The following is a 15009-nucleotide window of genomic DNA, read 5'->3' as shown; positions in this document are numbered from 1 at the left end:
ATAAACGTCTTAGTAAATGGCTTTTTATCAAGTCAATATCTTTTTGCTTGATATTTTAAAAATTACAATAATGAAATTGATTTTTTGAGAATATTCTTATTTGTGTATTAAATGAATGAAAATTTAATAATGATGTTTTAGCATAAAAAAATTCCTTTGTCTTTTCTGCAAAAAAACAAAGGAATTATATAATATGAAGAATCTGAATGACTCTTTTTTAATTTAAAATCTGACTAGTTTTTCAAGTCTTTAATTACTTTAAAAGCCACATCAACCTGATCTTCTCCTACTAAAATAGTAAATTCATTTGAAGTCGAAATTACTTCATTTATAATGATTCCTTCCCAGGCCAAACGCTGGAAAATGAAGTAATAAATACCAGGAACGACAATGTTTTCTTTTGGTAACTTAACCGTTATCGAAGCTAAGTTATCTAATTTCTGAATTAATTTTTCGCGCATAAAGTGTTTTTCAACCAAATGATTTACACTGCTGCTTACTACAATATTTGTTTCGTTTACACCGCGAGATGAGGTATAAAAAATATCAGATAAAGCATTAATATCAGAAATTAAATCGGCTTGTTTGTTTAGAACAGTTTCTGAAGCTGCAAAAGTGTAATCAGTCAATTCAGATCGAACTGTAATTTCACCAATATTCTTAATTACTTTATTGATTTTATGATTCAATTTAAAATCCAGTTCTTCGGTAAGCCGTTTTAGCGACATTACAACAGCACCTTGTTTCACTTCTTTTCCAAATTCGCTTTCCAATTCGGTCATTATGTTCCGAGAAAGCGAGGTAAGATTAATGATTCCAAGCGACAACGCATTTAATAAAAAAGGTTTTGTTTTGATGTAATTTTCGACGATTGAAGAAACGGTTTTCATAATTTTTTTTCTTTTTTTTTGTAACTTAATTGGGTTGGTTTAGTTAATTTGATGTTATAAATCTGTGCAAATATAAATAAAAAAACAATTTGTTACAATTATAACAATAAAAATTTATGTTAAAAGTGATAAAAAGCGTCTGTAAGATGTTCAATTGCAAATGTTTCGCCATTTTTATGAATTGCAATTATATCAAAACGAATTTCTGAATCATCTTGAAAATCCTTTTCCCTATAGTTTATGTAGGCATTTACTGCTTTAATAAGCAATTGAATTTTTTTTGGCTTAACAAAATCTTGCGGAGAACCAAAATCTAAACTTGACCTCGTTTTTACTTCAATTATGGCTAAAATCGATTCTTTTTTTGCAATAATATCTATTTCTGCCTTCTGAAAAGTCCAATTTCGATCTAAAATTTCATAGCCATTTTGCCGAAGATGTTCTACAGCAAGTTCTTCTCCTTTTTTTCCGAGTTCGTTATGTTCAGCCATTTTTTAGTTGTAAATTATAGTTATTAGTTTTGAGTTGGACTGAGAATATTTACACAAAGACGCAAAGTCGCAAAAGTTTATCTTTTGCGACTTTGCGTCTTGTGAGATTTTATGTGGTATTTAAACTTCCTTAATAAAGAAGTTTGGAGAGAATATTATTTTTGGAAAGTAAGCGTACTTCCAGATTGGTTTACATCAATAGTAACCGTATTTCCCATAATTAAGGCTCTGTTGTCTCTAATATGTCCGGCTGGAAAATTAAAAATTACCGGTATATTGTATTTTTTAGTAACATCATCAATGATTTCAAGTGCATTTTTTCCCCACGGAACTTCATTGTCTTTCATACTGGTCATGGCGCCAATTACAATTCCTTTTAAATTTTCGATACAGCCGTTTCTTCTTAAATTCATCATCATACGATCAATATGATATAAATATTCATCTAAATCTTCAATGAATAAAATTTTGTCCTTGCAGTCGATCGCAGATTGAGAACCTAATAAACTGTATAAAATAGATAAATTTCCTCCCACTAATTCACCTGTTGCCTTTCCAAAACGATTCATTTTATCTGGACCAACTGTATACGATAGTGGATCGCCAAATAAACTGGCTTTTAGTGAACTAATCGCTTCTGGAGTATTACGGGCAACGCTTACCGGCATAGTACCGTGAATGGATTTATAACCCATTGTGTTTAAATGGTTGTGCAAAACAGTTACATCGCTAAAGCCAATAATCCATTTTGGATGCTGTTTAAATTTGGTAAAATCAAGCAAATCTACCATTCTAACTGTTCCGTATCCGCCGCGAACACACCAAATTGCCTTAATATTCGGATTATCTAATTGATGCTGAAAATCGGCCGCGCGCTGTTCATCAGTTCCAGCCAATTGGTTGACATCAAGTCCAATTGTTGTTCCAATTACAGCTTCTAAACCCCAGCTGTGAATTAAATCTAAAGTTGGTTTTAAATTATCGTCAATATTTTTTCTGGCAGTTGAAACAATTGCAATTGTATCTCCCTTTTTTAAATAAGGTGGTGTTATCATGTTTTGTTGAGATTGGCAGGTGAATGATTGTAAGGCAAAAATAACAAATACGAATTTATAAAAAACAAAGTGTTTCTTGATTTGATTGATGTTTTTCGTGTTCATGATGATTTGCATAGTGTATTGATGTGTAATATAAATAATCGTCAATAAATGAATTTTATTTTAAAGGTAAAAAATTATCCGCCATAATTTTGCTGTAATTTGGCTAAAAGCAACATTAATCCTTTGTCTGCTTCTTCAGATTGAACGTTGGCAAAAATTATAAACGCCTTATTAATGTCTTTGCAAATATAGACTTTGGTTAAAAATGTGCCTGGATTTCCGTTATGAAAAGAATACTTTAATTTGCTGGTTTCATTAATTTCTGAATTCCATCCAAAAGAAAATTCGGCGATGCCAAAGTGCATTTTATTAAATTCGTCTGAACTAAATATTTTAGATTTTCCCTGTAAACCTTGAAGCTGCATTTGAGTGAATTTGCAATAATCGGGCAAGCTGACATTTATATTTCCTGCAGAAGAAAGCCAGTTTAATTTGTAATTTAAAGCTGGTTTTTCTGGTTTTAAATCTTCATTATGTCCCCAAGGCTGTTTTATATCTTTTAAATTGGGCTGTCCAAAATCAAAATCGATATTTAAGTTTTTACCCAATTCCTGCACTAAAGTTTCATACGTTTTTCCCGTTGCTTTTTCCAGCATAAGCCCGGCAGCAACATAACTAGGATTGGACCAATAAACAGCTTGTTTCTCGGAAATAATTGAATTTTGCTTAAAAAACCACGAGATAAATTCATATCGCTGTTGCTGGTTGTTCCCTGTAATTTCTTTTTGAGCTGGCGTTTCATTCCCATAAGACCAAGTATTGATATTGGCACGAAAAGTTATAAAATCTTGTAAAGTAAAATTATAAGCCGCGGGATTGCTTTGCGCTTTTAATTCCGGATATAAATCAAAAAACTTAGTTTCCCATTTTATTTTTCCTTCTTTGACTAAGACGGCAGCAAGATAACTTGTAACTGTTTTTGTAACCGATCCTAAACGAAACCGATCATCAATTTTTGCTTTAAATTTTGAACTAACACGCTGAAAACCCAAAGTCTGAATTTCTAAAATAGAATCAGATGAAGTTACTGCGTATGCGAGTTCAGGAATATTGTATTTTACTCTGATACTGTCAGCAAATGAATTGTTTTTTTGACTGTGAGCGTTGTTGCAAAGAACAAATATGATAAGAGCAAAAAATAGTTTTTTCATTTTGAAGAGCAGTAAATTAAGTCAGCAATTTACAAGACATTTTAGTAGAAACAAAGAATTATTTTAGAATAAATACTGTAAATTTCTTACAATATTGTAATTTGCAACTTTTAAATATAAAAAACTATGCAAATCTTTAGGTTTCATTTTTACTTTATTATTCTTTTCTCATTATCACTTCGCGCGCAATCAAAAAAATATGCCATTCATACCGTAGCATTTTACAATTTCGAAAATTTGTTTGATACGAATGACGATGTAAATACAAATGATGATGAATGGACGCCAACAGGTGCACAGCACTGGACAGAAGAAAAATACCATCAAAAGCTTAAAAATCTTTCTAGCGTTATTTCAGAAATTGGAAGACCAGAAAATCCAAATGCACCAACTATTATCGGAGGTTCTGAAATCGAGAATCGCGGTGTTCTCGAAGATTTAATTAAAGAACCTAAATTGGCAAATTATGATTACGGAATTATTCATTTTGATTCGCCTGACAAACGAGGCATCGATGTGGCGCTGCTTTATCAAAAGAAATATTTTAAGCCTACTTCCTTTTCAAATATTCCATTATTGATTTACAAGAATAAAACAAAAATTAAAGAAGAAAAAAAGGAAGAAGCCGATGATGAACTTGAAGACAAAATCGAAACAACAATTGATAAAAATCGTGTTTTTACGCGCGACCAGCTTTTAATTACAGGTTTCTTAGAAGGAGAAGAAATTAGTATTATAGTGAATCATTGGCCGTCAAGATCAGGAGGAGAGAAGGCAAGCAGTCAATTTCGTGAAGCTGCTGGACGATTAAACAGGAAAATTATTGATTCGCTGCAACAAATAAATCCGAATGCAAAAGTTTTTACGATGGGAGATTTAAACGACGGCCCGTACAATAAAAGTGTGAAAGTCGCTTTGGGTGCAAAAGCAAAAAAGGCTGAAGTTCCTGAATTTGGTACTTTTAATCCTTTCGAAGAAATGATGAACAAAGGAATGGGAACAATTGCATTTCGAGATTCTTGGGATATTTTCGACCAGATTATAATTACAGAATCGCTTATAAAACCCAATTTTTCGACTTTTATGTTTTGGAAAGCAGGCATTTTCAACAGATCCTATCTTGTTCAAACTTCTGGGCAATATAAAGGATATCCCTTGCGCCACAGTCAGAATGAAGTTGGTTTTAGCGATCACTTTCCAGTTTATATTTACCTGATAAAAGAGATGAAGTAGTTTTAAGTATTCAGTCGCAGTATTCAGTCACAGTATTCAGTCGCAGTCGCAGTATTCAGTCGCAGTAAACTTACAGCAGTAAACTCCGACTGAATACTCCGACTGAATACTGAGACTAAACACTAAATTGTTACGACTGAAAACTTTTCACTAACTTAGCTAAATAGAAACTCAGTACCTTAAAAATGGCAATAGCAAAACCTTTCAATCTTACTAAATGGATCGACGAAAACCGTCACCTACTTAAACCGCCCGTTGGTAACAAAAATCTTTATGTAGATTCTGGAGATTATATTGTAATGATTGTTGCGGGGCCAAATGCCCGAAAAGATTACCATTACAACGAAACCGAAGAGCTTTTTTATCAGCTTGAGGGCAATATAAAAGTTGTAATTCAGGAAGATGGCGAACGTAAAGAAATGGAATTAAATGCCGGTGATATGTATCTTCATCCTGCAAAAATTCCGCATTCTCCAGTTCGTTCTGAAGGTTCAATTGGATTGGTAATTGAGCGTAAACGTGCAGGAAAAGGCTATACTGACGGTTTGATTTGGCATTGCGACAATTGCAATCATAAATTGTATGAAGTGTTTTTTGAACTTCACAATATCGAAAAAGATTTCTTGCCTCATTTTGAACATTTTTATAATTCAGAAGAATTAAGAACCTGTGATAATTGCGGGACTGTAATGGAATCTGATCCTAGATTTGTGGCGAAGAAGTAGATTTGATTAAACTCTATATTACTACATTGATATGTGATTTTTATCTATATTTGTATCATAAATGATATAAAAAATAATCAGTTGTGATACAAGAAATTATCGAATATAAAAATATAGTTAATAATATAGAAGATTTAATGAATAATTCTCCTTTTAAAAAGAATTATATTATTGAAAAAGTTGGAATACCAAGTCCATCGTTTTATAGAAAATTAAAAACACAAACTTTTACTCCAGATGAAATGCTTTCTATTGCAAAGATACTTTCGCCAGAAGAGAATTTTAGACTGGAATTAATAAAAGGGATTGAAAAAGGAAAGCGAGATTTTAAAGAAGGTAATTTTATTACACATGAAGAAATGTTGCTTGAATTAAAAAGCAAGAACATAATTTGATTATAAGTTTTGATTTTGAGGTTTTTTACGATTATCCCAAAAAATAATTAACACAATACAATCATTATTTATTTGATAATGTAGCGAAATATGCTTTGAAATTAACACTACATGACATTTTAAATCCATTTTATATTTACCAAGATATGGATTTTTTATAAGCAGATTAAGAGTGTGTAAGTATTTTTTACAAATTTTTGAGCTGTAACTACACTCCAATTATGTAATAAATAATTCCTGTTGCTATAAAAGGTATATTTTGCTTCAGCTGACCAAATAATATTCATTCTACAAATTTATAAAAATAAACTTACAAAAATGAATTAGTATTAAAGCCTAAAAAGTTCTTTTTTATTCATAAATTAGGGTCTTGTCAATTGATAAGGAGATCTGTGGACTAAATACATGTGTTACAACTCAAATCTTTTTCCTTGTTCAGGATAAATAATTTTAAATCCTAAATCATTTTGCTTTTGCAATTGTTCTTTCAATTTTGCTATATTTTTAGCTGGCGGTTTCAAGTGTGTAATGATAATATTGAAACCTTTCAAACTATCTTTTCCTGCTAAATCTGCTAAAATATGAAGTTCTTTCATTATATGATTAGGAGTTAGATGCCCAAATAAAAATTGATCTGGCTGTTCATTTGGAAAAGAAACTTCGATAAAAATTCCTTTTAATTGTTGGGATTTAATAAGTGGTGCAACCACCGTCCAAAGCCCTTTTAATTTGTCGCTTTTTTCAACTGTATCAGGTCCTGTATCTCCTAAGTAAAGCACATAAGAATCTCCATTTTTAATTAAAAAAGCTGTACTCTCAAACGGATTTACATGACTTAAAGGAAAAGCTTTTACCGTCATTGCTGTGTTAGTAATTGGGGTTTCTTCACCGATAGTTAAAGTCTGAAAATGATATTTTTTTAATTGTTTTCCAGGTCCTTGATCCCCAAAATTTGCCCAAGTTTGATCGTTAAAATAATGGTTTTCCATCATTTCCATACATTTATTGGTTGCGTATACAGTTTTAGAAGAATCTGCTGGTGAGTTGATAATTAAGCCAGAAACGTGATCTAAATGTGCATGTGAAATAAAGTAACCTTTAATGTATTTACGTAAAACTTCTTCGGTTGAAACTTTAAAAACTTTATTCTCAATTGCTTTTTCTATTCCTGCGTTTATCGTTCCGGCATCGAGACTGATATAATCATTTGTATTTATTGGAGCTACTAAGTACGCTGAAAGATTTTTTTCATCAATACCTCCTTTTATTCCTAACGGAACAACTTGAAAAGAAGTCTTTTGTTCTTTTTGAGAAAATGCATTAAGAGAAATTAAAACGAAGAAGATTAAAAATTTATTTAACGTGGCCATATTTGGGTAATTTTGTTGTTGCAAATTTCATCATTTAAGCTGAATAAATTGACTTTTGTTTCTCTAATTCATTATAATTAACGCTAAATTTACTTTGATTTTAACAAGTCAATTTAATTGAAATTCAACTCGAAATAATATCTTTACATAAAAATATAACAATTTTAACTAAAAAAGTTACAATGACAACAATAGCATCGCAATTTGGAATGAATGAGGCTCTGGATAAATTGGGCATCAAATTGATAAATGAAGGTACATCAACAGGAATAGAGAATTTTTCTTCTGGAGAAATGTTAGACAGTTTCTCACCAGTTGACGGAAAATTGATTGCTTCGGTAAAAATGTCTACTCTTGAAGATTATGAAAAAGTAATGCGTTCTGCAACAGAAGCCTTCAAAACATTTCGTTTGATTCCTGCACCACAGCGTGGAGAAATTGTACGTCAGTTTGGGCAAAAATTGCGCGAAAATAAAGATGCACTTGGTAAATTAGTTTCTTATGAAATGGGAAAATCATTGCAGGAAGGGTATGGCGAAGTGCAAGAAATGATTGACATCTGTGATTTTGCTGTTGGTTTATCTCGTCAATTGCACGGATTAACGATGCATTCTGAAAGACCTGGACACCGTATGTACGAGCAATATCATTCGTTAGGTGTTGTTGGAATCATTTCTGCATTTAATTTTCCAGTTGCTGTTTGGTCTTGGAACACAGCTTTAGCTTGGATTTCTGGTGATGTTTGTGTGTGGAAACCTTCTGAAAAAACACCTCTTTGTGGTATTGCTTGCCAAAATATTATTGCGCAGGTTATTAAAGAAAACAATCTTCCGGAAGGAATTTCTTGTTTGATCAATGGCGATTATACAATTGGTGAATTAATGACGTCTGATACTAGAATTCCGCTTATTTCTGCAACAGGTTCAACCCGAATGGGGAAAATTGTAGCGCAGGCAGTTGCTGGACGTTTAGGTAAATCGTTATTAGAATTAGGAGGAAATAATGCAATTATTGTAACTCCAGATGCCGATATAAAAATGACAGTAATCGGTGCTGTTTTCGGAGCAGTTGGAACTGCAGGACAGCGTTGCACATCAACTCGTCGATTGATTATTCACGAAAGTATTTATGATAAAGTAAAAGATGCTCTTGTTGCTGCGTACAAACAATTACGTATTGGAAATCCGCTTGACGAAAACAATCATGTTGGACCGCTGATTGATACGCATGCTGTAGAAATGTATGCCATTGCATTAAATAAAGTTGTGGCTGAAGGCGGAAAAATTTTAGTTGAAGGCGGTGTACTTTCTGGAGAAGGTTATGAAAGTGGCTGTTATGTAAGGCCAGCTATTGCAGAAGCTCAAAATTCATTTGCAATTGTGCAGCATGAAACATTTGCTCCAGTTTTATATTTAATTAAATATTCTGGAGATGTTGATCATGCTATCGAAATTCAAAACGGTGTGGCACAAGGATTATCATCTGCAATTATGACAAATAATTTGCGTGAAGCTGAAAGATTTTTATCTGTTGTTGGTTCTGACTGCGGTATCGCAAATGTAAATATAGGAACATCTGGAGCAGAAATTGGTGGCGCTTTTGGAGGAGAAAAAGAAACTGGAGGCGGACGCGAATCAGGATCTGACGCATGGAAAATCTATATGCGCCGTCAAACGAACACAATCAATTATACGACTAGTTTGCCTTTGGCACAAGGAATCAAATTTGATTTGTAAATATTTTTGAAAAATGATATTATAGAAAAGGCTTCCAAATTTGGAAGCCTTTTTCTTTTAAATTTTAATCAATTATTTTTTAAGAATCGTTTGATTGAATGAGCCGTCAGAAGTATATACTTTAGCCAAATAAGTTCCTGGAATAAGAGTACTTAAATCAATATTTTCAGCATTTTTCCCAGTGGTTAAAACTAAGGTTCCAGACATATTGTAAATCAAAACTTTTTCTACAGTTTGGCTTGATTTTGATAAATATAAAACATCGGAAACTGGATTAGGGTATAAAATCACTTTTGAACTTTCCACTTCTTCCGTTGCTTCAGCTTTTGCTGCCTTTAAAGTTCCACCTGTATAATGTGTACTGATGTAGAATAAATTAGCGACTGATCCTTTAGTAATAGTATTAGAACCTGCAGGAATTGAAGCTGTTACGACACCAGCTGATGCTGTGTATGAAACGTTGTTAACTTTTATTGTTCCAGTAAAGTTAGAATCAAAAACCAAAGTTAATGTTGAAGCACCTGTTGTTGTATAAGTAATAGATGTACTTGATTCAATTTTTAAGCGCTCTGTTAATGTTAATCCAGCATACGTTACAGATCCCGGAGTTGAATTCATGTTTCCTGTAATAGTATAAAATGAACTGGTTTTTCCTGATGTCGTAAAATTATGATTTTGGTCTCCACTTGGTGTTCCAGTGGTCACAGTAATTGTTCCTGATCCTGTTGCTGGCGTTCCAGTTCCTGTAGTCGCAATAGAGTAGGATATTGTTGCAGTTGGAGTTCCAGTTATGGTAATAGTTTTTGCTGTTGTATTTTTTACAAAACTAATTCCTGATGCTGGCAGTCCCGTTACAGTTGCATCTGTGGCATTTCCTCCCCAGGTAAATACAATTGAGCTTATTGCTGTTCCGCTAGCTACAGTTTGATTGTTATTTGTAGTAGAAGTTAAAGTTTGAGCTCCTGCAGCCGTAACAGTAATTGTTCCTGATCCTGTTGCTGGTGTTCCGGTTCCAGTCGTAGTAATAGAGTAGGACACAGTTGCAGTGGGAGTTCCTGTAATCGTGATTGTTTTGGCTGTAGCATTTTTTACAAAAGTTAATCCAGATGCTGGTAGACCTGTTACGGTTGCGTCTGTAGCGTCGCCCCCCCATGTAAAAATAATAGTTCCAATGGCAGTTCCGCTTACAACTGTCTGGTTATTATTTGTTGTAGAAGTTAATGTTTGAGAACTTGCAGGGGGATTTCCTTCTCCCTGAACAGCAACTAATGTTCCAGTGTAATTAGTAAGGGCAGATTTAAGTGCCGTAATTACTAATGATGAAGTATCATCTACACTATTGTTAAATGTCCATTTTAAATCTCCTCCAGATACACGTCCTGAATATTGAGTTACTTTTGTTTTTGCAGCTGCCGGCTGGTCGATCACTAAATTTTTTACATAAAGAGACGCATCGGTGTCAAAGTTGTTATAAGTGTTTGCACCCGATTTAGATTTAATAGAACTGCTTATAGTTTCTCCTCTAGTTGAAGCAACATAGGCATCAAAATCTGTAGCTGAGCTGATTTTTCCTGAAATATTATATAAAGGATTTGGATCATTATAAGCTACAAAACGCATATTGTTTGTTCCGTTTGAAGCATCAAAAGTGTTGTTATATGATTTTATAAAACCTCCAGCTTCACCAGAAAAAGTTCCCATGGTTCCAGCATTATTTACTTGATTTGCTTCGTCCCAAATATCCGAACCTTGCAATGAAGTCAGCATTGGGTGTTTGCTGTTTCGGAAGTAATTTCCTTCTACAAAAAGAGAAGATCCTAAAGTTGATCCTGCACCATATTTTGCATTTCCATCATAATAATTGTTGTAAATATGTGCTGAATAATAACGAACACGAGGATGACGGGAATCAGAATGGTCGAACCAGTTGTGGTGATACGTAATATATAAACCTGTTGTAGTTCCTTCGCTTAATCCTAAAAGACTTGCTTTTCCGTTATCCCAAAAGTGGTTGTAAGACAGTGTAATGTATGTAGAAGATTTATTATCTAATGCGCCATCTCCTTTTATTTGGTCTGCGTCACTTCCTGCATTTCCATAAAACAAATCGCAATTATGAACCCAAATGTGATCATTATCTTGTTGCATTCCCACATTATCCCCTGCTGTACTGTTGCAATTCATAAAGCCAAGATTGCTTACTTCGATGTTTGAAGCAGTTTTAAGACGAACACCCCAGCCATTTGCAACTGCATCTGTTCCAACACCTTCTATCGTAACATAGCTCGATGCATTGTTTGCATTTTCAATAACAACATCGCCGCCTTCCATCACGGTCATGTCTGTTATGTTTCCAACTAATCTAAAGATAAAAGGGCGAGTATCTTTTCCTTTTTTAATGGCATACAAAATGTTTTGAAGGCCAACACAAGGATTTGCACTTGCGCCAGTAATATTCATCGAAATGGTATTTTTTGTATTTTGTGTAATGTAAAGAATTACAGCGTTGTCTTTTGGTGTTCCGTCTTCTTTATAACCTCCTGGAACACGTCCGCCTTCAAAAGCGAATCCGTTTCGATCCTGAGCTAAAACAGTGAGGCTGCTTGTCGTAGATCCAGATCCTTCTGTTCCTGAAATAACTGGTTTTACTTTAACGGTATAAGAACCCGCTTTTAGTCCAGGAATATCGGCGCGAAAATAACTACCGTAACTTCTAATAAGCTGATCGTCTACTTTTCTGTCGGTTATTCCTTCTCCAGTATAATATACATTATACGTTTGTGCGCCGCTTACAGGCTGCCATTTTACAAAAGCTGATTCTAGCCATCCAGAAGCTTCGCTAATTTGTACTGTTTGTGCCCATATTTGCATACTCGCAAATATAGCTACTAATAAAAGTAAGTTTTTTTTCATAATTGGTTTGGTTAAATAATTAGTAAAAGTTATTAAGTGGTTTTGAATATCAGATACAGTGGTTAATTGTAATCGATTACACAAAAATATATAATTTTTTTAAATTCATAATTATTTACGTTTAAAAAAACATATAATGTAAAATAATTATATCTTATTTTGTAATTATGTAATAAATTGCATTAATTGTAACTTATTACATAATGATTGATTTGTTTGTTAAGTCTTACTTTTACTACTATTTTGAAAAATTACAGGAGTATTTTGATTAAAGAAAATCAGTTTATTTTGAATTTTTTAAAAATTTAAAGAAATTAAATTAAAATAGGAAATAGATTACTTTTTAAGCTCGGTTATATAAGATTTTCATCTAAACAAATGCTCTAAGCAATGATTTTTTATTTAAATATGGTCAAAAGATAACATTAAGAGTAATTCTTTGAATTAATATAATGAAGTGGTTTTATAAATAAAATAGGTGTTTTTAATTTCTGAATTAAATGTTTAATAGAGACTCATTTTAAATTTAAACGCAAAAAAAAAGCCTTTTTGAATTTCAAAAAGGCTTTCATTATCTAAAGAGAAAATTAATCTTTGCTTGATAGTTTTGATAATAATCGTAAGAATTCTACATACAGCCAAACCAATGTGATCATTAATCCCATTGCTCCAAACCATTCCATGAATTTTGGCATTCTTTGCTGTACTCCTTTTTCAATTTGATCGAAATCTAAGAATAAATTCAAAGCTGCAATAATAATCACGAAAATACTAATTCCTATACTCATCATTCCGTTTCCATAATGAACTGGAGTAAAGTTAAAGATCAAAGAAGCTAACCATGAAAATAAATAATAAGTTGCAATTGCCAATGTAGCGGCAATAACAACAGATTTAAATTGCTCCGTAACTTTTACGATTTTAAATTTATATAAACCTAAGCAAACTAAAAAAGTTACTAAGGTTGCGCTTACAGCGTTAATTACGATTCCTGGATATCTTAATTCAAATATCGCAGAGATTCCTCCAATAAACAAACCTTCAAATAAGGCATAACCTGGAGCTAAATAGGGTGAAGCCTGCGGTTTGAAAGAAGAGATTACAACCAAAATTAATCCAACTATTGCACCGCCAATTGCAGGTAAAATAGGATTCATTCCGTTAAATGCCATCCACCACGTTACCATAGCAGAAGCAGTTAATATTAAAAATAAAATAGCTGTTTTATTGATTGTACCAGACAAGGTCATTTCTTGATTATAATCAATAATTTGTGCTTCGTGCACTTCTTGAGTTTTTGAAACAGCATTTGATGAGAAACGCTTGTCACTTAAAAACGGATTTTTTGAATTGAAGTTCATATTTCTAATACATTTAATTGTACTCAAATATATGGAGTTTTTTTGAAGTGCAATTCTTTGCGTTAAATTTTTAACATGAATTTTTCTTCTGTAAAAACTGCTTTTAAATAAAAAAATCCACCAAAAGAAACTCTTGATGGATTGGTATTTTATTTTGATTTTTTTATTTCAATAAATCTAAAACTAAGGATGGAAATAAACCTAAAGCAATATTTAAAACAATTGAAATAACTGCTACAGCGTAAATTAGAAATGGTTTTCCGGTACGTTCTTGATTTGGTTCTTTAGAATACATTGCTAAAATTAGCTTGAAATAATATCCAACGCTTATGATCGAGTTTATAACAGCTACAATTACTAAAGCAATAAATCCGGCCTTGATGGTTTGGTCAAATAAGAACAATTTTGCAAAAAATCCAGAAAAAATTGGGATTCCGGCCATTGATAATAATGAAGCTGTAAGTATTGCTGCCAATAACGGATTTGTTTTTCCTAAACCGTGAAAGTTTGTAATATCTTCATTTTCTTGGTTTTTGCAAACGTATAAAATAACGCTGAACGCTGCAATTCCCGCCAAAGCATAAGCTGCTGTATAATATAGTAAAACTCCAGCTGAAGATGCAACTGTTAGAAAAGTCATCAGCATAAAACCTGCATGCGAAATTCCAGAAAATGCCAGCATACGTTTTACATTTACTTGACGTAATGCCATTATATTTCCAACAGTCATCGAAGCAATTGAAATTATTACAATGATATTTTCAAAAGTTCCTAAAAGACCTTGATTTTCTAATGATGGAATTAAGTTAAGCTCTGCAACCAATTTAAATAGTGTTGCTATTGCTATTACTTTAGCCAAAGTACTCATTAAAGCAGTTGTTAAAGCAGGAGATCCTTCATAAACGTCTGGAGCCCAGAAATGAAATGGAACTGCAGCTACCTTAAATAACATTCCGATTGTCATTAGTATCATCCCGATTGGAAACCAGATTGGCAATTCAGCAGATAAAGAGCTTTCGCTGATTTCAACAACATCAAAACTTCCCATAGCGCCGTAAATCAAACAAATTCCGAATAATATAATACCTGATGCAAAAGATCCCATTAAGAAATATTTCATACCAGCTTCGTTACTTTTCAAATTCAAACGTTCGCTTGCTGCAAGAACATAAAGTGCGATTGACAAAATTTCAATTCCTAAAAAGAACATAGCTAAGTTTCCAAAAGAAACCATTGCAACTCCTCCAGCTAATAAAAATATTTTTATTGCGATGAAATCAGAAATCTTAGTTTGATGATTTTCGTAAAAATTATGACTTAAAGCTACAAGGAAAATAGTCAAAATAATAAACAATGATGAAAATGCAGTTGAGAATTTACTCACTGTAATCATGTTATTATAGTAACTATGTGTTGCTGTTGCGTTTTCAAATTCATAAAAATTAAGAGCCAAAACACCTAGTAAACCAACAATGGTAAAAGGAACAATGGCTTTTCTTAAATTAAGAATTTCAAACAATAGGCAGAAAATACCCAATCCTGTTATAGCTATTAATGTATTCATTTTTGTTTTTTTGATTTAGG

The 15009-nt window shown here is 32.7% G+C and carries 12 protein-coding genes; 4 read left to right on the top strand and 8 right to left on the bottom strand.

What is annotated here, in order from left to right; all coding sequences use genetic code 11:
- Nucleotides 1-233: 233 nt before the first annotated feature.
- From IR010_RS06865 to IR010_RS06850, 4 genes are all read right to left on the bottom strand, one after another.
- Nucleotides 234-890 (bottom strand): hypothetical protein, encoded by a 657-nt coding sequence (locus tag IR010_RS06865; protein WP_008466087.1) that lies wholly within the window; start codon nucleotides 888-890, stop codon nucleotides 234-236.
- Nucleotides 891-1009: 119 nt separating this feature from the next.
- The gene (locus IR010_RS06860) at nucleotides 1010-1381 is read right to left on the bottom strand and encodes a YraN family protein (protein WP_029271539.1); all 372 of its coding nucleotides are present in this window, start codon (nucleotides 1379-1381) and stop codon (nucleotides 1010-1012) included.
- Between the two features lie 155 nt (nucleotides 1382-1536).
- On the bottom strand, nucleotides 1537-2436 hold the full coding sequence (locus IR010_RS06855; RefSeq protein WP_194602684.1) for an LD-carboxypeptidase: 900 nt from the start codon (nucleotides 2434-2436) through the stop codon (nucleotides 1537-1539).
- 179 nt (nucleotides 2437-2615) lie between these two features.
- Nucleotides 2616-3692 carry a serine hydrolase domain-containing protein gene (locus IR010_RS06850; protein ID WP_194602681.1) on the bottom strand — a complete coding sequence of 359 codons (1077 nt, stop codon included), beginning with the start codon at nucleotides 3690-3692 and terminating at the stop codon, nucleotides 2616-2618.
- Nucleotides 3693-3818: 126 nt separating this feature from the next.
- On the opposite strand from IR010_RS06850, the gene IR010_RS06845 reads away from it, so the two are divergent.
- The 3 genes from IR010_RS06845 to IR010_RS06835 all read left to right on the top strand — a co-directional run bounded on the left by IR010_RS06845 (nucleotide 3819) and on the right by IR010_RS06835 (nucleotide 6045).
- Nucleotides 3819-4925 (top strand): endonuclease/exonuclease/phosphatase family protein, encoded by a 1107-nt coding sequence (locus IR010_RS06845; RefSeq protein WP_194602678.1) that lies wholly within the window; start codon nucleotides 3819-3821, stop codon nucleotides 4923-4925.
- 185 nt (nucleotides 4926-5110) lie between these two features.
- Nucleotides 5111-5650, top strand: coding sequence for a 3-hydroxyanthranilate 3,4-dioxygenase (locus tag IR010_RS06840; RefSeq protein ID WP_194602675.1), 540 nt, complete (start codon nucleotides 5111-5113; stop codon nucleotides 5648-5650).
- Between the two features lie 83 nt (nucleotides 5651-5733).
- The gene (locus tag IR010_RS06835; RefSeq protein ID WP_029271545.1) at nucleotides 5734-6045 is read left to right on the top strand and encodes a hypothetical protein; all 312 of its coding nucleotides are present in this window, start codon (nucleotides 5734-5736) and stop codon (nucleotides 6043-6045) included.
- A 410-nt stretch (nucleotides 6046-6455) separates the two neighbouring features.
- Here IR010_RS06835 and IR010_RS06830 read toward each other — a convergent pair whose 3' ends face one another.
- Entirely contained in the window at nucleotides 6456-7415 is a 960-nt protein-coding gene (locus IR010_RS06830; RefSeq protein WP_194567820.1) for an MBL fold metallo-hydrolase, read from the bottom strand.
- A 182-nt stretch (nucleotides 7416-7597) separates the two neighbouring features.
- Between IR010_RS06830 and IR010_RS06825 the strand changes: the two genes are divergently transcribed.
- Nucleotides 7598-9151: an aldehyde dehydrogenase family protein gene (locus tag IR010_RS06825; RefSeq protein ID WP_194567822.1), complete on the top strand. Its 1554-nt coding sequence runs from the start codon at nucleotides 7598-7600 to the stop codon at nucleotides 9149-9151.
- Nucleotides 9152-9223: 72 nt separating this feature from the next.
- Here the strand turns inward: IR010_RS06825 and IR010_RS06820 are convergent, their stop codons facing one another.
- From IR010_RS06820 to IR010_RS06810, 3 genes are all read right to left on the bottom strand, one after another.
- Nucleotides 9224-12064 (bottom strand): T9SS type A sorting domain-containing protein, encoded by a 2841-nt coding sequence (locus IR010_RS06820; protein WP_194602672.1) that lies wholly within the window; start codon nucleotides 12062-12064, stop codon nucleotides 9224-9226.
- Between the two features lie 587 nt (nucleotides 12065-12651).
- Nucleotides 12652-13425, bottom strand: a complete 774-nt coding sequence (locus tag IR010_RS06815; protein WP_194602669.1) for a Bax inhibitor-1/YccA family protein — start codon at nucleotides 13423-13425, stop codon at nucleotides 12652-12654.
- A gap of 163 nt (nucleotides 13426-13588) precedes the next feature.
- A complete protein-coding gene (locus IR010_RS06810) occupies nucleotides 13589-14989 on the bottom strand; it encodes an NADH-quinone oxidoreductase subunit N (protein ID WP_194567828.1) in 1401 nt (466 codons plus the stop codon).
- Nucleotides 14990-15009: the final 20 nt, after the last annotated feature.

This window comes from Flavobacterium sp. MR2016-29 (assembly GCF_015350695.1).
In the GTDB taxonomy this organism is placed as follows: Bacteria; Bacteroidota; Bacteroidia; order Flavobacteriales; family Flavobacteriaceae; genus Flavobacterium.
Note: the sequence above shows the minus strand (reverse complement) of the source record. Positions and strands in the feature narration are given on the sequence as shown.

Excerpts from the sequence above, each read along its gene's own strand:
- IR010_RS06860 (WP_029271539.1), bottom strand. The coding sequence starts at position 1,381 with ATGGCTGAACATAACGAACTCGGAAAAAAAGGAGAAGAACTTGCTGTA.
- IR010_RS06840 (WP_194602675.1), top strand. The coding sequence starts at position 5,111 with ATGGCAATAGCAAAACCTTTCAATCTTACTAAATGGATCGACGAAAAC.
- IR010_RS06855 (WP_194602684.1), bottom strand. The coding sequence starts at position 2,436 with ATGATAACACCACCTTATTTAAAAAAGGGAGATACAATTGCAATTGTT.
- IR010_RS06825 (WP_194567822.1), top strand. The coding sequence starts at position 7,598 with ATGACAACAATAGCATCGCAATTTGGAATGAATGAGGCTCTGGATAAA.
- IR010_RS06865 (WP_008466087.1), bottom strand. The coding sequence starts at position 890 with ATGAAAACCGTTTCTTCAATCGTCGAAAATTACATCAAAACAAAACCT.
- IR010_RS06815 (WP_194602669.1), bottom strand. The coding sequence starts at position 13,425 with ATGAACTTCAATTCAAAAAATCCGTTTTTAAGTGACAAGCGTTTCTCA.
- IR010_RS06820 (WP_194602672.1), bottom strand. The coding sequence starts at position 12,064 with ATGAAAAAAAACTTACTTTTATTAGTAGCTATATTTGCGAGTATGCAA.
- IR010_RS06810 (WP_194567828.1), bottom strand. The coding sequence starts at position 14,989 with ATGAATACATTAATAGCTATAACAGGATTGGGTATTTTCTGCCTATTG.
- IR010_RS06830 (WP_194567820.1), bottom strand. The coding sequence starts at position 7,415 with ATGGCCACGTTAAATAAATTTTTAATCTTCTTCGTTTTAATTTCTCTT.
- IR010_RS06850 (WP_194602681.1), bottom strand. The coding sequence starts at position 3,692 with ATGAAAAAACTATTTTTTGCTCTTATCATATTTGTTCTTTGCAACAAC.
- IR010_RS06845 (WP_194602678.1), top strand. The coding sequence starts at position 3,819 with ATGCAAATCTTTAGGTTTCATTTTTACTTTATTATTCTTTTCTCATTA.